This window comes from Acinetobacter sp. CIP A162 (assembly GCF_000367905.1).
Taxonomy (GTDB): domain Bacteria; phylum Pseudomonadota; class Gammaproteobacteria; order Pseudomonadales; family Moraxellaceae; genus Acinetobacter; species Acinetobacter lwoffii.
Genome location: NZ_KB849158.1, coordinates 640,299 through 659,415, shown reverse-complemented (window position 1 = coordinate 659,415; position 19,117 = coordinate 640,299). Strand labels below are relative to the sequence as shown.

General features: G+C 43.6%; 19 protein-coding genes and 3 pseudogenes. 16 read left to right on the top strand and 6 right to left on the bottom strand.

Annotated elements, in window-relative coordinates:
* The first annotated feature begins 2 nt into the window (after window positions 1-2).
* The 5 genes from nuoN to F995_RS05820 all read left to right on the top strand — a co-directional run bounded on the left by nuoN (window position 3) and on the right by F995_RS05820 (window position 4,118).
* Entirely contained in the window at window positions 3-1,547 is a 1,545-nt protein-coding gene (gene nuoN / locus F995_RS05840; protein WP_004645875.1) for an NADH-quinone oxidoreductase subunit NuoN, read from the top strand.
* Between the two features lie 123 nt (window positions 1,548-1,670).
* Window positions 1,671-2,306 carry a uracil phosphoribosyltransferase gene (gene upp, locus F995_RS05835; protein ID WP_004280765.1) on the top strand — a complete coding sequence of 212 codons (636 nt, stop codon included), beginning with the start codon at window positions 1,671-1,673 and terminating at the stop codon, window positions 2,304-2,306.
* An 84-nt stretch (window positions 2,307-2,390) separates the two neighbouring features.
* Complete coding sequence (locus tag F995_RS05830) at window positions 2,391-2,684, top strand: cold shock domain-containing protein (RefSeq protein WP_004280764.1); 294 nt, start codon at window positions 2,391-2,393, stop codon at window positions 2,682-2,684.
* Window positions 2,685-2,876: 192 nt separating this feature from the next.
* The gene (locus tag F995_RS05825; protein ID WP_004645874.1) at window positions 2,877-3,236 is read left to right on the top strand and encodes a hypothetical protein; all 360 of its coding nucleotides are present in this window, start codon (window positions 2,877-2,879) and stop codon (window positions 3,234-3,236) included.
* A gap of 159 nt (window positions 3,237-3,395) precedes the next feature.
* On the top strand, window positions 3,396-4,118 hold the full coding sequence (locus tag F995_RS05820) for a cold shock domain-containing protein (RefSeq protein WP_004280762.1): 723 nt from the start codon (window positions 3,396-3,398) through the stop codon (window positions 4,116-4,118).
* A gap of 39 nt (window positions 4,119-4,157) precedes the next feature.
* Here F995_RS05820 and gigC read toward each other — a convergent pair whose 3' ends face one another.
* Window positions 4,158-5,036, bottom strand: coding sequence for a LysR family transcriptional regulator GigC (gene gigC, locus F995_RS05815; RefSeq protein WP_004280761.1), 879 nt, complete (start codon window positions 5,034-5,036; stop codon window positions 4,158-4,160).
* An 85-nt stretch (window positions 5,037-5,121) separates the two neighbouring features.
* Here gigC and F995_RS05810 point away from each other — a divergent pair, with 85 nt between their 5' ends.
* On the top strand, window positions 5,122-5,883 hold the full coding sequence (locus F995_RS05810) for a ferredoxin--NADP reductase (RefSeq protein ID WP_004280760.1): 762 nt from the start codon (window positions 5,122-5,124) through the stop codon (window positions 5,881-5,883).
* Window positions 5,884-6,057: 174 nt separating this feature from the next.
* On the opposite strand, the pseudogene F995_RS05805 reads toward F995_RS05810, so the two are convergent.
* Window positions 6,058-6,420: pseudogene (locus F995_RS05805) on the bottom strand (transposase domain-containing protein); the annotation flags it as partial.
* A 109-nt stretch (window positions 6,421-6,529) separates the two neighbouring features.
* Window positions 6,530-6,952 (bottom strand): hypothetical protein, encoded by a 423-nt coding sequence (locus F995_RS05800; protein WP_004280758.1) that lies wholly within the window; start codon window positions 6,950-6,952, stop codon window positions 6,530-6,532.
* Between the two features lie 149 nt (window positions 6,953-7,101).
* Here F995_RS05800 and eat point away from each other — a divergent pair.
* From eat to F995_RS16770, 7 genes and pseudogenes are all read left to right on the top strand, one after another.
* Window positions 7,102-8,544: pseudogene (eat, locus tag F995_RS05795) on the top strand (ethanolamine permease).
* A gap of 25 nt (window positions 8,545-8,569) precedes the next feature.
* Window positions 8,570-9,955, top strand: a pseudogene (locus F995_RS05790) (ethanolamine ammonia-lyase subunit EutB).
* A gap of 9 nt (window positions 9,956-9,964) precedes the next feature.
* Window positions 9,965-10,780 carry an ethanolamine ammonia-lyase subunit EutC gene (eutC, locus tag F995_RS05785; RefSeq protein WP_004280754.1) on the top strand — a complete coding sequence of 272 codons (816 nt, stop codon included), beginning with the start codon at window positions 9,965-9,967 and terminating at the stop codon, window positions 10,778-10,780.
* A 138-nt stretch (window positions 10,781-10,918) separates the two neighbouring features.
* A complete protein-coding gene (locus tag F995_RS05780) occupies window positions 10,919-11,251 on the top strand; it encodes a hypothetical protein (protein ID WP_004645869.1) in 333 nt (110 codons plus the stop codon).
* 201 nt (window positions 11,252-11,452) lie between these two features.
* The gene (locus tag F995_RS05775) at window positions 11,453-13,399 is read left to right on the top strand and encodes a mechanosensitive ion channel (protein ID WP_004280750.1); all 1,947 of its coding nucleotides are present in this window, start codon (window positions 11,453-11,455) and stop codon (window positions 13,397-13,399) included.
* A 68-nt stretch (window positions 13,400-13,467) separates the two neighbouring features.
* On the top strand, window positions 13,468-13,635 hold the full coding sequence (locus F995_RS16775; protein WP_004280748.1) for a hypothetical protein: 168 nt from the start codon (window positions 13,468-13,470) through the stop codon (window positions 13,633-13,635).
* Window positions 13,636-13,764: 129 nt separating this feature from the next.
* Window positions 13,765-13,914, top strand: coding sequence for a hypothetical protein (locus F995_RS16770; RefSeq protein ID WP_004645868.1), 150 nt, complete (start codon window positions 13,765-13,767; stop codon window positions 13,912-13,914).
* Window positions 13,915-13,943: 29 nt separating this feature from the next.
* Here the strand turns inward: F995_RS16770 and F995_RS05770 are convergent, their stop codons facing one another.
* Window positions 13,944-15,143: a BaiN/RdsA family NAD(P)/FAD-dependent oxidoreductase gene (locus F995_RS05770; protein ID WP_004645867.1), complete on the bottom strand. Its 1,200-nt coding sequence runs from the start codon at window positions 15,141-15,143 to the stop codon at window positions 13,944-13,946.
* Between the two features lie 187 nt (window positions 15,144-15,330).
* Between F995_RS05770 and F995_RS05765 the strand changes: the two genes are divergently transcribed.
* Entirely contained in the window at window positions 15,331-15,654 is a 324-nt protein-coding gene (locus tag F995_RS05765; RefSeq protein ID WP_004645866.1) for a DUF4870 family protein, read from the top strand.
* On the opposite strand, the gene F995_RS05760 is transcribed toward F995_RS05765, so the two are convergent.
* On the bottom strand, window positions 15,651-16,532 hold the full coding sequence (locus F995_RS05760) for a 1-aminocyclopropane-1-carboxylate deaminase/D-cysteine desulfhydrase (protein ID WP_004645865.1): 882 nt from the start codon (window positions 16,530-16,532) through the stop codon (window positions 15,651-15,653). The two genes, F995_RS05765 and F995_RS05760, sit on opposite strands and share 4 nt — an antisense overlap.
* 180 nt (window positions 16,533-16,712) lie before the next feature.
* Between F995_RS05760 and F995_RS05755 the strand changes: the two genes are divergently transcribed.
* Window positions 16,713-16,895 (top strand): NF038215 family lipoprotein, encoded by a 183-nt coding sequence (locus F995_RS05755; RefSeq protein ID WP_004645864.1) that lies wholly within the window; start codon window positions 16,713-16,715, stop codon window positions 16,893-16,895.
* 103 nt (window positions 16,896-16,998) lie between these two features.
* On the top strand, window positions 16,999-17,622 hold the full coding sequence (locus F995_RS05750; protein WP_004645862.1) for a LysE family translocator: 624 nt from the start codon (window positions 16,999-17,001) through the stop codon (window positions 17,620-17,622).
* 69 nt (window positions 17,623-17,691) lie between these two features.
* Here F995_RS05750 and F995_RS05745 read toward each other — a convergent pair whose 3' ends face one another.
* Window positions 17,692-18,879: an ammonium transporter gene (locus F995_RS05745; RefSeq protein ID WP_004645861.1), complete on the bottom strand. Its 1,188-nt coding sequence runs from the start codon at window positions 18,877-18,879 to the stop codon at window positions 17,692-17,694.
* Between the last annotated feature and the right edge of the window lie 238 nt (window positions 18,880-19,117).

Genomic DNA, 19,117 nt, shown 5'->3' with positions numbered 1-19,117 from the left:
CCATGAACTTCACAATGTCTTTTTCTGAGCTTATGCCTCTAGCACCTGTGATGATCGTGTCGTTAACTGCGATCGTCGTGATGTTGCTGACCGCAATCAAGCGTAACCATAACCTGGTGGCTACCACCACGGTGATTGGCTTAAACCTTGCTGCGTTCTATATCATTTTCGTTTTGTTGGCGGGCGTGTTTGCACCTGCCAACGTGATGAATCTGTTCATCGTAGATCCATTTACGATGCTGTACCAGTTTGTGATTTTGATTGCTGCACTTGCATGTGCAACGCTATCTCACGCGTATATCGAAACCTATAAAGATAACCGTGAAGAGCTGTATATCCTGATGCTGACATCCGTTGCGGGTGCCATGCTAATGGTGGCTAGCTCACACTATGCATCATTCTTTATCAGCCTTGAGTTGATGTCGATTCCTGTATATGGCTTGTTGGCATATACACATCAACGTTCTCAATCGCTTGAAGCGGGTGTGAAATATCTGGTGCTTTCAGCAACTGCGTCTGCAATGCTGCTCATGGGTATGGCATATATTTATGCATATACAGGTACTTTAAGTTTCGTTGCGGAACCGGGTAAACTGTTTACTGTATTCAGTCAACCGGCTGTCGTGATTGGTCTGGCATTAATTGTATTTGCAGTAGCATTTAAATTATCGCTGGCACCATTCCACAAATGGACACCAGACGTATACGCGGGTGCCCCAGCGCCAATCGCAACTTTCCTTGCGACTGTTGCGAAAGTAGCCATGATCGGTCTGTTTGTTCGTTATGCATTGTCTTCAGGTTTAATCCTGGCGGACAGCTTCGTAACGATCATTTCGATTATTGCGGTTCTGTCTATCCTTGCTGGTAACTTGCTGGCGGTTCGCCAGGTGAACTTGAAACGTATCTTGGCATACTCTTCAATTGCACACTTTGGTTATTTGCTGGTTGCCATCGTAAGTTCACGTAATACGGATTTCTTACAAGTTCAAGGTTTTGCAACTTTTGAAAGTGTAAACGTTTATGTGATTACCTATGTATTAACGACGATCGGTGCGTTCGGTGTTGTTACGCTAATGTCTAGTCCGTATAACAATACGGATGAAGCGGGTAGTCTGGCTGAATACCGTGGTTTGTTCTGGCGCCGTCCAGTATTAACTGCTGTATTGACAGTGATGATGCTGTCTCTTGCAGGTATTCCTTTAACTGCCGGCTTTATCGGTAAGTTCCTGGTAATTAAAACTGCGGTTGCAGGCGAAGCCTGGTTCCTGACTGCGATGGTTATCTTGGGTTCTGGTATCGGTTTGTACTACTACCTACGTGTGATGGTTGTGCTTTACATGACACCACCTGAAACACCACGTCTAGATGCGGTGAATCATTGGGGTCAAAAAGTCGGTGGTATCATGGTACTTCTTGCTGCGCTTGCGGTACTTGTGATCGGTGTCTACCCAGATCCGGTGATTGCAGTGTCTAAATATGCATTCTTTGCCATGTCACCTGAATTGCAACAGTTCATTTTCACTTTGGTTCAAAGTGGTTTTAACTAATATCTGCAAAGATTGACGTTATTACAAAAAAGCCTCCATGATTGGGGGCTTTTTTATTTATACAAATCAATAAAAGCCTTTATAATAGCGGAAATTTATCTTTAACCTTTTAGGTGTTCTCCCGTGGCAATCCATGAAATCCGTCATCCACTCATTCGACATAAGCTTGGTTTACTCCGTCGTGCAGATATCAGTACCAAGAATTTCCGTGAGTTAGCTCAAGAAGTGACCATGCTTCTAACTTATGAAGCAACTAAAGACCTGCCAATGGTTGAACATGATATTGATGGCTGGAATGGTGCTGTTACAGTTGACCGTATTGCGGGTAAAAAAATCACGGTTGTGCCAATTCTACGTGCCGGTATTGGCATGCTCGACGGTTTCCTGAACCTGATTCCAAGTGCAAAAGTATCGGTACTCGGTTTAGAGCGTGATGAAGAAACTCTGGAAGCACGTACCTATTATAAAAAACTGGTTCCAGACGTACAAAACCGTATCGCGATGATCATTGATCCAATGTTGGCCACAGGTTCTTCTTTAGTGGCTGCAATTGATGTACTGAAAGCCAGCGGCTGTAAAGACATTCGTGTGATGGTTCTGGTTGCTGCTCCAGAAGGCATTAAGCGTGTAGAAGCTACGCATCCGGATGTTGTGATTTTTACTGCTTCTATCGATAATGGCTTAAATGAAAATGGTTATATCGTTCCAGGTCTTGGCGATGCTGGCGATAAAATCTTTGGTTCAGTTCAAAAAGACTAATTTTTGAATATGATGAAAAAAGGGGCTACTACAGCCTCTTTTTTATATAATGTAGACAGGGCATTTTCAGGATAGGACAATAGCATGAAAGATGAATTGTATCAGGGCAAAATCAAACAGTATGACCCTGCCAAAGGTTTCGGTTTTATTGGCTGTGCTGAGGGAGATGTATTCTTCCATATTTCAGACTTCCCTGTGGCAGAAGGCGAGCCAAAACGCAATGAACGTGTGAAATTTAATGTTGTTGAAAATGGCGATAAGTACAAAGCGATTAAGATTGAACGTGTCGAAGACAACTCAAAGAAAGCTAAAAAAACCAAAGTGGCAACACACAATAAATCAATTACATCGGCATTGTTAAACAACTTCCGTGGTTAATAGATAATCTTCATACTTAATCGTGTTTGGTTACATTCTAAAAGAGGCTTTCAAGCCTCTTTTTTTATAGCATCACCGCTTATATATTCAAAGAGACAGACAACACATAAAAAATCCACCAAACAGCAACACTGCTGAACATTTCCTTTGGCTTAGAATACAAATTAAATGAATTCTATAGAGAGAAATGTCATGTTTACGGATGGAAAAATTAAAACTTACGATTCCGAACGTGGTATGGGTACTTTGGAGTTGGTAGGGGAAGCTCAAGAGTTAAGTTTCAAGTTACAGGATTTACCTTCGCCTGAAATTGAGCCACAAATTGGAGAGCGGCTTAAATTTAGAATCATTCCCCAACAAGGCAGCATGGCATTAGACAACATAGTACGTCTGGATATTAAAGTGCAGGATGAATTTGTGCCAGAAGTCGTCGCCTTGCAATCCTTGGCACCTACAGTGCCTGTTCCGGTACGTAATTCACTTTTCTTTAGTCCGACCCTTTGGCTAGCATTGGTATCAGCTGTTGGCTTTATGATTTTTGGCGAAGTATAAATAAAAAGGAAATTTTAATTTTTTAATTTTAACTTGGGATCTATTCTTCTGTCATAAAAAAACTTCTAGTTTTTTGTTTCTGCTTTAGAGAATTTGACAAAAGCTTTTCAGTCTCTTTTTGATTACAATCATAAAAAATATTAGAGATAAGAGCGAATTATGTTTCAAGAGGGGAAAATCAAAACCTATAACGAAGATCGTGGTTTTGGTTTTATTCAGATCGAAGGGCAATCTAAAGATTTATTTTTTCATGTCAAAGACTTTCCCAATAAAAATGTTCCGCCAAGAATTGGGGAAAAATTAAAGTTTTTAATTGTGGAAGATAATGGAAAGTTTAAGGCGGACCATATTGTTCGCTTGGATATTAAGCAAGAAGTGCCTGTTGCACAAAATAATGATCTACATGAAGATATTGAAACCAAAGCCTCTCCACGTTATGAAAAGAAAAAATTATCAACTACATCAAAAATAATCACAATATCAGGACTGGTGATTATTGTGATTCTTGCTGTTCTTATTTATAACAAATACCAAAGCTACCAAGTTCAAAAACAGCAAAAGCTTGAAGGACTGATAGTAGAGCAGCAAAGAATTGTCGCTGAGCAGCGAGCAGCGCAAGGTGATCTAGCTATGCAAGGATTATCTGAGCAAGGTAGGAAGAACCTCGAAAATCGCGGCACTGAGTTAAGAAGCCAAAATAACCCCATTAATTCGAAAACTTCAGAAACGGTTTCGCCATCTATGTCTCAATTTAAATGCGATGGTCGAGAACACTGTAGTCAGATGGGTTCTTATGAGGAAGCATTATTTTTTATTCGTAACTGTCCCAATACTAAAATGGATGGTGACGGAGATGGGATACCCTGTGAAAGTCAGTTTTGATGAATCATAAAAAAAGCACCTTACGGTGCTTTTAATATTTTAGCTTTCACAAAAATTCATAAAGGCTCTCAGACCTGGACCCTGATATTTCTGGCGATGTACCAGCATGAACAGAGGACGAGTCAGCGACCAGAATGGTGTATCCAGAATTACCAATTGACCTTTTTCACGTAAAGGCTCAATCGCAAGTTTGGAAATACAGGACATGCCGATTCCGCCCGCTACAATTTTCAAAATTGCTTCATTATGACCGAGTGTCAGACGGATATTGGCATCTGGCACATCTTTCAAGATGGCATTGTCAAACACCTCACGGGTACCTGAACCTTCTTCACGCAGAATCCATTCAACAGATTTGAAATCTTCAGCGGTTAGTTCACGGTTCAATTGCGCAAGGGGATGGTCTGGCGCACAGCACACGGCCAGCTCATCATCACGCCAATGGATACATTGGAGCTGTGGCAAATGACATGAACCTTCAATTAAGGCAAGATCCAGCTGGAACTGATTCACCGCTTCAATCATTTGACGGGTATTACCGACTTGAAGCTGTAAATGTGCTTGCGGCTTGATTTTCAAGAAATCGGCCATTAGGTCAGGAATCAGGTAATCTGAAATCGTCAGGGTTGCACCTAAACGTAAATCGATACTTTGAAGCTCACCTTTAGCGACTTGTTCAAAAGATTCACAACGACCTAAAATTTCCAGGGCTTGAGGGAGAAGAAAGCGCCCCAGGTCATTCAGCTGTAAACGTTTGCCTAGACGGTCAAATAGTGGAGCACCCAGACCATCTTCCAGATCTGCTAAAGCCATACTAGCCGCACTTTGTGTAAGCTTGACGGCATCGCTAGCCTTCGTTACGGTACCCTCTTGTGCCACTGCTACAAAAACAGCCAATTGGCGTAAAGTCATGCGCATGAGTAGAGCCTTAACATTTAAAAAATATTAATAAATTATGTTGCCATGCTACCATGAGCACAGTCTTTCATGCCACGTTGAAATCATGTCAATTGAAAAATTTACCCGAGAAAAAGTTTTATCTGTACACCGTTGGACCAATACATTATTTAGTTTTACGATGACACGCCCGGCACATTTTAAGTTTACCGCAGGGCAGTTTGCGCGTATTGGTTTGCAAGTGGGGGATGAACTGGTGGTTCGTGCCTATTCGGTAGTGTCCTCTCCTTTTGATGAAACTCTGGAGTTTTTCTCGATTGTCGTTCCAGAAGGTAAATTTACCTCCAATTTACAGCACCTCAAAGTCGGGGATGAGCTGCATCTGGAAAAAATTCCTTATGGTTATCTGACTCTGGCACGTTATCAATTGCCTTTGCCTAAAGATCTATGGTTACTGGGTACCGGTACGGGGCTGGCACCGTTTATTTGCATGTTGCAAGACTTTGAAACCTGGAGCAAATACGAAAAAATTAATCTGGTTTATAGTGTACGCACCCGGGCAGAACTCGCTTATGTAGACCGGATTCAGGAAATCGCTGAAACCTTTGGCGAAGGACATACTGGTTTTAAATTTATCCCGATTATTACCCGTGAACCCGATGCACCTTTACACGACCGTTTACCGATTTTGATTGCCAATGGTGAGCTGGAAAAGGCAGCAGGTATCGCGTTTAATCCGGAAACGACGCATGTCATGCTTTGTGGTAACCCGGATATGGTCGATGATACCAAAGAAGCCTTAAAAGCTCGTGGCCTGACCATGAACCGTCGTGGTGAAGGAAATATTGCGGTCGAGAATTACTGGTAAGGTTGAAGGATTTATGAGCAAAACCCCCTGCTTGAAGGCAATGCGGTTCCTTTAACAGGAGCGGCATTGTGATCTAAGGGATAACGGTTTTTTAACATTTTGACTCTCCGAAGCCTTGTAGGCCTCTCTAAAACAAACTACCTATCCCTGTCTAAGTTCCGACAGCCCAGCCGGATAATGCTCTTGTCCCCAGTGCTGATCGGTCTGGTGAAATAGCCACTCCACAGAATCTGCACCAAGATGTTTACGTGTATTGGTTAGACTAATGCGCGTCAGCAAGTCATAAGAGGCTAACCACTGAGTGCAAATATTGAGTCTTCTTGCTGCTTCATGGATGAGGACATCACGGAAAATCGCCATTCCAAGAACCAGCCAAAGTACCTGATCCGCAGGCAAGCACCGCCTGCGAATAGTCGCGGGACTGCTCAACCTGAGTGTGGACTTGACCCACTCAACGGGGATATTGTGAATAAAAGTACTCAGATTCGAGAGCTTAAACAGATTGTTAAGATCTAAAATATCCTGCTGAAATACCATAAAAAAATCCGATGCCAAACCTGACATCGGATTCTCTAATGAATTCCAAAATGATTCAAATGCTTAAGTAAACAGCATTGCCCATTGCGGAGGTTTTTTCGATTCAAGCTTAATGCACAAACATATCCATTGATTCACGGATTTCCTGAATGGCGGTTTCGACATCGGGACTGAGCCAGGTCGGTTCAAAAAATCCGGCATAGTGCTCAATACGGTCTGCAGGCACCACCAGGCGCACTGGACAGTCTTCTTCCAGTAAACGCCATGGAATAATCGGCACTTCATTATCCAGCCATGCTGTCACATCTCGAATATCGATAATCATCGCATTCACACAGTCCGGAAAAGGCATCACGGAAAATTCTTCGGTACGACGACGGAAATATTCCAGATCCTGCCAGCGAAGCAGGAAGCTTGGCTTGCTAAATTCAATAATTCCAATCAGATGCTGATCACGGCTGTAGTGCAGCGTACATTGATGTGTGACGTCAGTATCAAGATCAAGCGATACACTTTGTTGACGATACGCCATATAACTCGGGTGTATAAATGAGAAGGTGGATAATTATAACGCATTTCATCGCTGAAAGGCAGCGTCTCAACTGTCTTCACTAAAGCCTGCGGAACCGGTATGGCTTATGCATATCTTCAGGGAACAACGATAAAAACAACGAGGTTGCTATGTCAGAGTCAAAAAGTGTGATTGATACCAGTGTGACTGAAACAGCAGTACAAGAAGATTATTTTGCCTTGCGCCAGCTCAAGAAAGGCGCCGTAGGTTGGCTGCTTCTCGTCGGTCTGGGGGTCGCGTATGTGATTTCCGGTGACTTCGCTGGCTGGAATTTTGGTTTGGCACAGGGGGGGTGGGGAGGCATGTTTATTGCGACCATTGTGGTGGCATTCATGTATCTGTGTATGTGTCTGGCCATGTCCGAAATGTCGACCATGCTGCCGACTGCAGGTGGGGGTTACAGTTTTGCTCGTACTGCTTTTGGTCCCTTTGGCGGCTATCTGACCGGGAGTGCCATCCTGATTGAATATGCCATTGCTCCGGCAGCAATTGCCTGTTTCATTGGTGCCTATTGCGAAGCCTTGTTTGGTATTGGCGGCTGGATCATTTATCTGGTGAGCTATCTGGTTTTTATGGGCTTGCATCTGAAAGGTGCAGGTGAAGCACTCAAGATCATGTTTGTGATTACCGCAATTGCTGCGGTTGCCTTGATGGTGTTTATCTTTGGCATGTTGCCTCATTTTAATAGTGCAAACCTGTTTGATATTGCGGTCAGTACGGAAGCGGCGGGTGCAAGCAGTTTCCTGCCATTGGGCTATCTGGGCATCTAGGCAGCAGTGCCTTATGCGATCTGGTTTTTTCTGGCAGTTGAAGGTGTCCCGCTGGCAGCAGAGGAGGCCAAAGAGCCAGCTAAATCCTTGCCGCGTGGCCTGATTGGTTCCATGCTGATTCTGGCATTCTTTGCGCTAAGTATTTTGTTACTCGGTCCTGGCGCAGCAGGTGCAGATACGCTGAAAAATTCCGGTGCACCGCTGGTGGATGCCTTGGTGGCGGTCTATGGTGCCAATACCTGGATGGCAAGTTTCGTGAATTTTGTCGGTCTCGCTGGTCTGATTGCCAGTTTCTTCTCGATTATCTATGCCTATTCCCGTCAAATTTTTGCGCTCTCACGTGCCGGTTATTTACCGAAAAAATTGTCCTTAACCAACAGCAATCATGCACCTTATTTGGCCATCATTATTCCGGGGATTATTGGCTTCCTGCTGTCCCTTTCAGGTGAAGGTGATCTGCTGATTCTGATGGCGGTCTTTGGTGCCACCATTTCCTATGTTTTGATGATGATGTCTTATATCAAACTGAAATTGTCCCGGCCGAATCTGGTACGTCCTTATCAGGCACCGGGCGGTATTGTGACTGCGTCCATTGCGCTGGTACTTGCTGCGATTGCCGTGGTGGCAGGCTTTCTGGTCGATCCAAAAGTCTGGTTAATGGCAGCTGCCATTTACGTTGCACTGATTCTCTATTTTCTGCTGTATAGCCGCCATCATCTGGTGGCCGGGACACCGGAAGAAGAATTTGCCCGTATCGAGGCAGCAGAAAAGGAATTGAAATAAATTATCTAGCAGGGAGAACTTGCTTATGTTGTATCAGATTAATGTGGCCAGTCAGCATTATGTCTTTGAGGATTTAAAAACCCTGTTGGCTAAGGCTACGCCTGAACGTTCTGGCGATCAGCTGGCAGGGATTGTGGCCACTGATGCAACCGAGCGTGTTGCTGCACAAATGTGTCTGGCAGAAGTACCATTACAGCAGTTTTTGCAAGAAGCTGTGGTTCCTTATGAAGAGGATGAAATCACCCGCCTGATTATGGATGAACATGATGCTGATGTCTTTTATCCGATCTCGCATTTTACTGTGGGGGATTTTCGTAACTGGCTGCTGAGTGCAGATGCCACCACAGAAAAACTTGCTGCTTTAAAAATGGGCTTGATTCCGGAAATGGTCGCAGCAGTGAGCAAAATTATGCGCAATCAGGATCTGATTCTGGTGGCAAAAAAATGCCGAGTAGTGACTCGGTTCAGAAATACCATCGGGCTGGCAGGGCATCTTTCTACCCGCTTGCAGCCGAACCACCCGACTGATGATCTGATAGGCATTTCAGCTTCGATTCTGGATGGACTAATGTATGGCAATGGTGATGCCGTGATCGGGATTAATCCGGCCACAGATAATCTGCAGAATTTGACTGAGCTGCTCAAACTGCTCGATCATGTCATTCAGGAATATGAGATTCCGACTCAATCTTGTGTTTTGACCCATATTACTTCTGGCATTCAGCTGGCAAATAAAAATGTTCCGATTGATCTGATGTTCCAGCCCATTGCGGGAACCTAAACAGCCAATACTGGTTTCGGTATCAATCTGGCGCTGCTGCAGGAAGGCTATGAAGCTGCCTTAAGCCTGCAACGCGGCACAGTGGGCCAAAATGTCATGTATTTTGAAACCGGACAGGGCAGTGCCTTATCCAGCAATGGCCATCATGGCGTGGATCAACAGACCCTGGAAGCGCGTGCCTACGCCGTGGCGCGTAAGTTTAATCCCTTGCTGGTCAATACTGTAGTCGGCTTTATCGGGCCAGAATATCTGTATAACGGCAAGCAGATTATCCGGGCCGGGCTGGAAGATCATTTCTGTGGCAAGCTGCTCGGTGTGCCAATGGGCTGTGATATTTGCTACACCAATCATGCCGATGCCGATCAAGATGATATGGATGCACTGCTGACCTTGCTTGCCAATGCCGGATTGAATTTTATCATGGGTATTCCCGGTTCAGATGACGTGATGTTGAACTATCAGACGACCTCCTTTCATGATGCGCTCTACATCCGGCAATTACTGGGATTAAAACCGGCACCCGAATTTGACTACTGGCTGGAGCATCAGGGAATTTTGGCGCAACAGTCTAATCAGCTGCACTGGCCAACAGAGTTGCCGAAGCAATTTTCACGTCTAATCCTGTCTTGAGGAAGTACTATGAAACTGATTGCCGATGTGAAATTTGAGTCCCAATTACAGGATAATCCCTGGCAAAAATTAAAAGCCTTTACTGATGCACGGATTGCCTTAGGTCGAACTGGGGGCAGCTTGCCGACTCGACCAAGTCTGGAATTTCAGTTGGCACATGCGCAAGCTAAAGATGCGGTACTGAAGCCACTTGATGTTGAATTCTTAAAATCTGGCTTAGCTAAAACGGGACTGCCTATTCTGGAAATTGAAAGCCAGGCGGTAGAGAAAGATCTTTATCTTAAACGTCCCGATCTTGGGCGTGTGCTTTCAGAACAGTCCAAAACGATATTGCAGCAATACCGGGCCGAACATCAGCAACATTGGGATGTAGCCATTGTGCTGGGAGATGGACTATCAGCACGTGCCATTGAGGAAAATAGCCTGCATTTTATTTCGGCCTTGCTAGAGGCATGCAAAGAACAAGGCTGGCAGATTGCCCCCTTAGTGATTGCCCGTGGCAGTCGTGTGGCACTGGGTGATGAATTGGCAGAAATTTTACAGGCGAAAATGCTGGTCATGCTAATTGGCGAACGGCCGGGTTTGAGCTCACCCGATAGTATGGGAATTTATTACACTTATAATGCTTTTAAAGGGTGTCATGATGCCTTGCGCAACTGTATTTCCAATGTCCGTTCTGCGGGCTTGGCCTATCCACTGGCTATCCAGCGACTGGTCGCATTGATGCGTAAATCCTGTGAGTTACAGCTTTCAGGGGTGCAGTTGAAAGATGAACACGAAACCCCAGTCGATATGCAACATAGCCCAGCCAAACGGCTATTTTAAAGTAGCATCTAGCAGAGAATTCTGATGGATTAGTGACTTACATCCCGTCACCATCTCACCATGTTTTGTCACAGAAGCCCTATTCACAGCTTGTTATTCTAAAAATCTACTTATGAATAACAAAGAGTGAGGATGGTTATGGTCGATGATTTCAATAAAAAACCACCTTTAAATCATCAGGCAGACGTGACGCAGAAAAAGCGTATCCCTGTTTATATCTTGATTTTGGTCGGTATTTTTTTACTCGCACTACTGTTCTATATGTTTGCTGACATGAATCCAGATGCGAATGATGCTCCTGCAGGACATCCAAATCCGAATGTACAGCCTGCTACCCCAAATAATTCAACTCCAGTCGGTGAGCCTACACAAGGCACGGCTACCATGAATGAGGGGACGGAAGCTACAGCAACCGTGGGTGATGGCACAGAAGCAACAGCAACTGCGACTGATGGACAGGCGACTCAATAACTGAAAATACCTGAAAAGCTCTAGTGAACCACTGGGGCTTTTTTGCAATGGATGGTGATGTTTTAAGGTAGTGCCATCTACCTGGCTTGAGTCTGAAAACATCAAATCTAATATGAATCCGGAAAAAGAAGGGGCTGATTGTTTCAGGGAGATGCCCCCGATTTCAGATAAATAGCTTAATAACAAAGAGGGTAGAACAACATGAATGATTATATGAGAAGCCCGCGTGGTGGCTTCGATGCCATGTACTACTGGGATCAATTCCATCCCATTCTTAGTGCAATTGCCATATTAGTACTTGGCTGGATCATTGCGTTACTGGTCTCGGCAGGCGTTAAAAAGCTCTTGCAGAAACTGGGCACCAATACACATTTAAATACGGCGACAGGTCATCACTCCAATGTGGAGAGCATTATCGCCCGCGTCGTGTTCTGGATTATTCTGATTATTGCCGTGATTGGTGCGCTGAACGTGCTCAATCTTACCAGTGTCAGCGGTCCATTCAGTAATATGATCCAGCAGTTCCTGTTATTTATCCCGCAGTTACTAGGTGCAATTGCAGTCGGATTCATAGGTTGGATTGTGGCCAATCTGGTGAAGATAGGGCTACAAAAACTGCTAGACCGAACGCAACTCGATGAAAAACTCAGTGCTGAAGTCGGTGTCAGTCCGATTAGTAAAAACATCAGTGAAATTGCTTACTGGTTAATTTTATTACTGTTCTTGCCAATCGTGCTGTCTATTCTGGGTCTCAACGGTCTGCTGTTACCAGTTCAGAATATGCTGACCGATGTTGTTAGTTACTTACCAAACATCTTCATTGCTGCAGTCATCATTTTTGTCGGTTATATCCTGGCGAAAATTGTGCGCGGTATTGTTGAAGGACTATTAAACAGTCTGAACGTACAGCAACATGCTGAAAAAGTAGGCATCTTCAAAAACTCGAATGTTTCTCAGGTGATTGGTTCATTTATCTTCGCCGTGGTGATCATTACGGCACTGATCATTGCATTTGAAGCATTGGGTATCGAGGCCATTTCTCAGCCTGCTACAGCCATGCTATATGAAATCATGAATGCCATTCCGAATATTATCGCTGCTGCGTTGATTCTGATTCTGGCGTATGTGGTCTCTAAACTGGTAGCACGTCTGGTAGTTGAAGTAGTTGCCGGTACAGGTGTTGATGAAATTCCTGCCAAACTGGATATCCAGCGTTTTTTAGGCACGACTAAACTTTCCAGTGTAGTCGGTTTCCTGATCGTTTTATTCACCATGCTATTTGCGGTATCTGAAGCAGCGAACCGTCTGGGCTTTGAACAGATCAGTGGTCTTATTGCAATGTTCATCTACTTCGGTGCCAATATCCTGCTCGGTGCGGTGATTCTGGTAATCGGTTTCTGGCTGGCAAATATTGTTGCGAATATCGTACAACGTGGTGAATATAACAGCTCACGCTGGTTAGCCAATCTGGTTCGTGTTCTGATCATGGGACTCGTTGTGGCAATGGGTCTGCGTGCCATGGGTATTGCCGATTCAATTGTTAACTTGGCATTTGGTCTAACTTTGGGTGCTGTAGCAGTGGCATTTGCCTTGGCATTTGGTTTGGGTGGTCGTCAACCTGCGGAGCGTGTACTCACAGATTTGATTGATAAAGCCAAACGAGAAGCCAAAGACCCTAACCCAGTCAAAGAAAAAGCTGAGAACAGCATATTTTCTGGATTAGGTAGCAAGACCACAGGTACAAGTGCAGCCGACATGTCAGGTACTACAGGTGCGGCGATGGGTATGAGTTCTACAGATAGCTCAATGAGCCAGTCCTCTGGTGGTTCGCAAACTGCTACGGGTACTAGCGATTCCTCAATCACAACTCCAGGAGCAGGCATCGTGCCAAATCAGGATTCAGACAAGAGTACGCCTATGAGTACGGATTTATCCCATACTACCCCGGCAATCCTTACCACTGCACCACAGGATGATGAGTCATTAGGTATTGATCCTGTCAATCCGGATGCGGATCAGGCCGTACCAGATTCAGTAAAAGTCGATCCGACTCATCCACCAGCCAATAATCCATTTGGTTCAACCGGAGAAAAAGAGCCAGATGTCGATATTGACCGTTCAACTCAGAAAAAAGATGACCTGAAATAACCTGTTATCTTTAAGCAAAATCGACCACGCTCATGTGGTCGATTTTGTTCAGTCATAAGGAAAAATGAATGAATACCAAGAAACCTAACAAAGTTCTGGCTCCTTTAGTCATTGCAGGAATTACGATTGGCTTTTTTACCGCTGCCTATCGATTTATTTTTGTGAAGAGCACACAGGACGAGCAGTCTGAGCGAGAGCTAGATAAGAAAATACCAGAGACAGACGAATTTAACTGAGAAGTCAATCCTGCTCAGTCACTAGTAATAGAATTTATTTTTTAAAAAATATAGAATATTCAAGTGAATACTAAAATGATTTTGGTATTTTTCTTGCATTAAAAATATAAAGAAAAGGAGATCAACAATATGTGGAAAGCACTCCAACATAAATTCATGGCATCTTCAGCAGATGACGTACCACTATTTCTGCGAGAAGCTCAAAAAATGCAGCTGACGATTGACCGTTTAACAAATACGGCCAATCTCAACCTGTTTAAAACAGACTATCTGGAATGAGTTAAGTAGCAAACCAGATTATCTATTGATTAAATATATTCCGATGCGGCATGTGCCGATGACCATGCCCATTGGAAATTATAACCGCCCAAATGTCCGGTGACATCCAGCACTTCACCAATAAAATACAAGCCTTTCTGCTTTTTACTTTCCATGGTTTTTGAGGATACTTCCGTGGTGTCTACACCACCCAAAGTCACTTCCGCTGTACGGTAGCCTTCTGTTCCTGAAGGTTTCACTTCAAAGCCATGCAGACGTGCCGCAATCTGTTCCAGCTTGTCATCACTGATATTGCCAATGGCAGTTTCAGCGCTTTCAGTCCAGATCAGACTTTGTAATTCAGCCACCACACTTTTCGGTAAATATTCATTCAGTAATGTACGCAGCAAGACTTTGGGCTGATTTTGTTTTCTCGTTTTAAAGAAATCCAGTAAATCTAGACTCGGTAAGAAATCGACCTTAAAGCTCTGACCAACATTCCAGTAATTGGAAAGTTGCAGGGAACTTGGCCCACTCAAACCACGATGGGTAAACAATAGCGCTTCGGTAAAGCTATTAAGCTCATTGGAGAGTGTTGCTTCTACAGCATTTCCGCTTAAGCGTGTCGTGACTTCTTTAAATCCGTCAGAAAAAGTAAATGGAACCAGTCCGGCACGGGTTGGATAGACGTGATGTCCAAACTGTTTTGCAATCTCATAGCCAATGCCTGAACCGCCAAGCGTAGGAATAGATAAACCGCCAGATGCCACGACGACAGATTCAACTTCAAAGTATCCCAGTGAGGTCGCCACCTGAAAGCCTTGATCATCGACTGGATTGACTGCTTTCACTTCGCAGCTGGTTTTGATATCGACCAGCCCAGTTTTGTCACATTCCGCCAGCAGCATCGACAAGATATCTTTTGCACCATTTAAGGTAAACAGCTGTCCATGTTTGCGCTCTTCATAGGCAATGCCGTATTCACATACCAAGCCAATAAAGTCCCAATTGGTATAACGCGTTAAAGCTGAAATCACAAAATGTGGATTGTGTGAAATATAATTGCTCGGTTCGACTTCCAGATTGGTGAAATTACATTTACCACCGCCAGACATCAGGATTTTTTTGCCAACCTTGTTGGCTTTTTCCACCACCACGACTTTACGCCCACGTTGCGCAGCCATATACGCCGTCATTAAACCTGAGGCACCGGCACCTATGACTAGAACATCGTATTGCTTGGAAGACATCACACACTCAAGGGAGAAGAAAAGGGAAGCATTATAGACAATTTTATTTCAGCTTTCTCTATTCCAGAAAAATCAGTTCCGTGATTGCAGATTTACAGCGGATTTTAAACATAAAATATTTGAAAGCTGCTTAAAAATCATGCATAGTTTTTGTACAAACTAAAAAGATAATAACAAGGAAAAGCGAATGGCAAGCGCGGAAGATTTAAAACAATATAATCTGATTACTTATATTCTTTATATTTTAGGATTTTTTCTTGGTCTGACCCCATTTATTGCGATTGTGATGAATTATATCAAGCGTGATGAAATGCGCGGTACCTGGCTGGAAAGTCATGTCGACTGGCAAATTAAAACCTTCTGGATCAGTTTGCTGGGCTATATCGTCGGTGGCTTATTAACCGTGATCTTGATTGGCTTCCTGATTGTATTTCTGGTCTTTATCTGGCATATCTACCGCTTGGTCAAAGGGTTAATTGCCTTAAATAACAATCAACCGATTGAAGATTAAGTTGCTATAAAATCAAAGGGAATATGACGGCCTTGCAGACCACCAGTATGAATCACCAACAGTTTTGATCCAGCCGGAAAATAATTTTTCTCGATTAGATCAAAAATCCCCATCAGCATTTTAGCCGTGTAGATCTGCTCCAGTGGAATTGCAAATTCCGCTTCAAAATCCCGGATAAACTGCATCAAGGCTGCACTGGTTTTGGCATAGCCACCACAGCAATAATCATCGAGAATATTCCAGTTGGTTTTATTCGTTAGTTGAGCGATTTCATCTTTTAAAAATGAACCTTTCAGTGCAGAAAATCCTAAAACCTGTTGATGCCCATGACTGGCTTCGATCAATCCACTGATGGTGCCACCGGTGCCTACTGCACAACAAATCACATCAAATTGCGCATCGCCATCTTTTAATATTTCCTGACAACCTTGAATCGCCAAAGCATTGGTTCCACCTTCAGGAATAATATAATGTTCAGGAAATTGTCGAGCGAGTTCGGCCAAATACTCAGGCTGTTGCTTGCGTCGATATTCATCACGACTGACGAAATGCAACTGCATCCCGAATTGCTGGGCGGTGGCTAATGTTGGATTCAATGGTCGATCAGCCAGTTCTTCACCTCGAATCATACCAACACTCTGAAAACCAAACTGCTGTGAGGCAAATGCAGTAGCGGCAATATGATTGGAATAAGCACCTCCAAAACTCAGAATATGCTGATAATCCTGTCTTTTGGCTTCAAGAAAATTGTATTTCAGTTTAAAAAACTTGTTGCCCGAAATTTGCGGATGCACCAGATCCAGACGACGTATTGTTAAAGTAATATCGTGAAAATTAATTTGTTGATCTGGAATATTTTGGGCAATGGTTTCAAACATAAACTTTCGCAAAGTTCATGATGTAAGCATTATAGCGGAAGTGCTAAAAATCAGAGCTTTTGAATAGCCCATTATTAGCTGATCACCATCGAATTGGTCGTAGATTGTCACAAATATTCCGCTGATTATTTAAACAATAATGCTAATCTAAACAGAGGAAACCCTGAGGAGGGTAGAATAATGAAAATATTATCCTGTGCTGTGTGGGTCGGCATGCTGCTCAGTCTGTCGGGCTGTGATGATGCGATGAACAAACCTAAAACAGAAACCCGCACCATGATTATTGGCGGTGTACCTGTACATGAGCAGGATTATCAACTGCTAGACAAGCATTTGAGTGCTCAGGATCAGTTGAAACCTTAAGTAATTGCAATAGTTAAAATTCATGACAAATCCAGAAATTTTTACAGCAAATTGTCAGGTTTGTGCTTAAAATAGCCCTTCAATTTTTAAGTCAGGTTATCTCGTGGAATCATTCTGGATTTTAGGTTCGATTGCTTTTGCCCTGATGTTAGGTGCAATGAGTCCCGGGCCGACTTCTATTTATGTGGCAAAAAATTCAATTGCCATTTCACGTAAACATGGTTTATTTACTGCATTGGGTACTGGTCTCGGTGCAGCGATTTTTGGTCTGCTGGCAGTACTGGGTTTGCAGGCATTTTTGCTGGCTGTACCTTCGGCTTATCTGGCCTTAAAAATTTGTGGTGGTTTATATTTGCTTTGGCTGGCGTTTAAAATTATTAAACATGCCAAAGATCCGATCGAAGCGGATGTCGCCATTGCCAAACAGATGTCTTTACGCCGTGCCTTTACCACAGGTTTAATTACACAGTTGTCCAATCCTAAAATTGCGATTGTGCTTGCCAGTATTTTTACCGCGTTATTGCCCAAAGAAATTCCAACGTATTTTTATTTTGTTTTACCTGTCTTATGTTTCTTTATTGATGCGGGCTGGTGTTCACTGGTCGCAGTTGCATTATCTGCGGAAAAGCCACGTCGTGTTTATTTGAAGTTTAAAGCTTTGTTTGACCGCGCCGCAGGCGCAGTTATGACGGTACTTGGTTTAAAACTGATCTTTGGTATGAAGTAATTATCTCGTATAGACGTGCTGCTTATAAATAAAAAAAGCCGCTAGCCCTAGAGGCTTTTTTTATATCCATTAAAAAGTATTTTCTTCCGAATTAGCAGAAATACGATGAATCGACAGGTCTGCACCGTTGAACTCTTCTTCCTCAGTCAGGCGAATACCCATCAAAACCTTAAGCAGGCCATACACCAAAAAACCACCCGCCAAAGCAATGACAATCGCCAGCACCGTACCTGTGAGTTGTGAAATTAAAGACACTCCTCCCATTCCTCCGAGCCATTGCTGACCGAAAATACCCACAGCTAATCCACCAAAAGCACCACAAACGCCATGTAAAGGCCAGACTCCCAATACGTCATCCACTTTGAGTTTATTTTGGGTATAGGTAAAGAATTTCACAAAAATAATACCGGCGCTGATCCCGATAAAAAAAGCACCCAAGGGATGAACGACATCTGATCCGGCACAAATCGCCACCAGACCTGCTAAAGGACCATTATGCAGGAAGCCCGGGTCATCTTTCCCCGCAACTTTGGCTGCTATTGTTCCACCGACCATGGCCATCAAAGAGTTAATAGCGATCAGCCCAGAAATGGCATCCAGCCGCTGCGCGCTCATGACATTGAAACCGAACCATCCAACAATCAGAATCCAGGAGCCTAAAGCCAAAAAAGGAATTGATGAAGGAGGATGCGCGGTGATCCGGCCATCTTTTTTGTAACGGCCATGACGCGCACCAAGCAGTATTACTGCAGCCAGTGCGATCCAGCTGCCCATTGCATGAACGACAACTGAGCCGGCAAAATCATGAAAACTTGCACCAAATGCATGGGTCAGCCAATCCTGAAAACCAAGGTTGCCATTCCAGATCATACCTTCAAAAAAAGGATAGGTCAGCGCAACCAGGAATAGGGTGGCTAAAGCCTGTGAACGCATTTTGGCACGTTCCGCAATTCCTCCAGAGATAATCGCTGGAATTGCTGCAGCAAAGGTCAACAGGAAAAAACAGCGCATTAGATTGTAGCCATGATCGGCAGACAAGGTTGCAGCATCATGGAAAAAGTGCTGACCGTAGGCAATATAGTAGCCCACTAAAAAATAAGCGATGGCGGAGATGGCAAAGTCAGTTAAAATTTTACTTAGGGCATTGACCTGGTTTTTATGTCGAACTGTTCCAAGCTCTAAAAAAGCAAATCCAGCATGCATGGCAAGCACTAGAACTGCACCGAGAAGAAGAAATAATAAGTCTATATTTTGCATGGTGCGTTCCAATTTAGTGCGCGGGATCACAAAAGAAAATCAGTATATAGAGGCAAATTGATTGTAGAAGAGGGCTAAGCAAGGGAAATTTTGATGAAGAATTTCTTGAAATTGATAAGACTCGATATAAAGCACGTTACTATTTTTTTGCACCAAACTAAGACATGGCGAGAGTTCATAAAATTCAGATTTATATTATATTTTTAGGTGTTTATATTTATCGTAAGAAAAACGGTGC

What these genes read in the sequence shown, in the direction of transcription:
- nuoN (WP_004645875.1), top strand. Translation starts at nt 3, where the DNA reads ATGAACTTCACAATGTCTTTTTCTGAGCTTATGCCTCTAGCACCTGTG.
- eutC (WP_004280754.1), top strand. Translation starts at nt 9,965, where the DNA reads ATGAAACTGATTGCCGATGTGAAATTTGAGTCCCAATTACAGGATAAT.
- F995_RS16770 (WP_004645868.1), top strand. Translation starts at nt 13,765, where the DNA reads ATGTGGAAAGCACTCCAACATAAATTCATGGCATCTTCAGCAGATGAC.
- F995_RS05825 (WP_004645874.1), top strand. Translation starts at nt 2,877, where the DNA reads ATGTTTACGGATGGAAAAATTAAAACTTACGATTCCGAACGTGGTATG.
- F995_RS05755 (WP_004645864.1), top strand. Translation starts at nt 16,713, where the DNA reads ATGAAAATATTATCCTGTGCTGTGTGGGTCGGCATGCTGCTCAGTCTG.
- F995_RS05760 (WP_004645865.1), bottom strand. Translation starts at nt 16,532, where the DNA reads ATGTTTGAAACCATTGCCCAAAATATTCCAGATCAACAAATTAATTTT.
- F995_RS05820 (WP_004280762.1), top strand. Translation starts at nt 3,396, where the DNA reads ATGTTTCAAGAGGGGAAAATCAAAACCTATAACGAAGATCGTGGTTTT.
- gigC (WP_004280761.1), bottom strand. Translation starts at nt 5,036, where the DNA reads ATGCGCATGACTTTACGCCAATTGGCTGTTTTTGTAGCAGTGGCACAA.
- F995_RS16775 (WP_004280748.1), top strand. Translation starts at nt 13,468, where the DNA reads ATGAATACCAAGAAACCTAACAAAGTTCTGGCTCCTTTAGTCATTGCA.
- F995_RS05830 (WP_004280764.1), top strand. Translation starts at nt 2,391, where the DNA reads ATGAAAGATGAATTGTATCAGGGCAAAATCAAACAGTATGACCCTGCC.
- F995_RS05775 (WP_004280750.1), top strand. Translation starts at nt 11,453, where the DNA reads ATGAATGATTATATGAGAAGCCCGCGTGGTGGCTTCGATGCCATGTAC.
- F995_RS05745 (WP_004645861.1), bottom strand. Translation starts at nt 18,879, where the DNA reads ATGCAAAATATAGACTTATTATTTCTTCTTCTCGGTGCAGTTCTAGTG.
- F995_RS05800 (WP_004280758.1), bottom strand. Translation starts at nt 6,952, where the DNA reads ATGGCGTATCGTCAACAAAGTGTATCGCTTGATCTTGATACTGACGTC.
- F995_RS05810 (WP_004280760.1), top strand. Translation starts at nt 5,122, where the DNA reads ATGTCAATTGAAAAATTTACCCGAGAAAAAGTTTTATCTGTACACCGT.
- F995_RS05765 (WP_004645866.1), top strand. Translation starts at nt 15,331, where the DNA reads ATGGCAAGCGCGGAAGATTTAAAACAATATAATCTGATTACTTATATT.
- F995_RS05770 (WP_004645867.1), bottom strand. Translation starts at nt 15,143, where the DNA reads ATGTCTTCCAAGCAATACGATGTTCTAGTCATAGGTGCCGGTGCCTCA.
- F995_RS05780 (WP_004645869.1), top strand. Translation starts at nt 10,919, where the DNA reads ATGGTCGATGATTTCAATAAAAAACCACCTTTAAATCATCAGGCAGAC.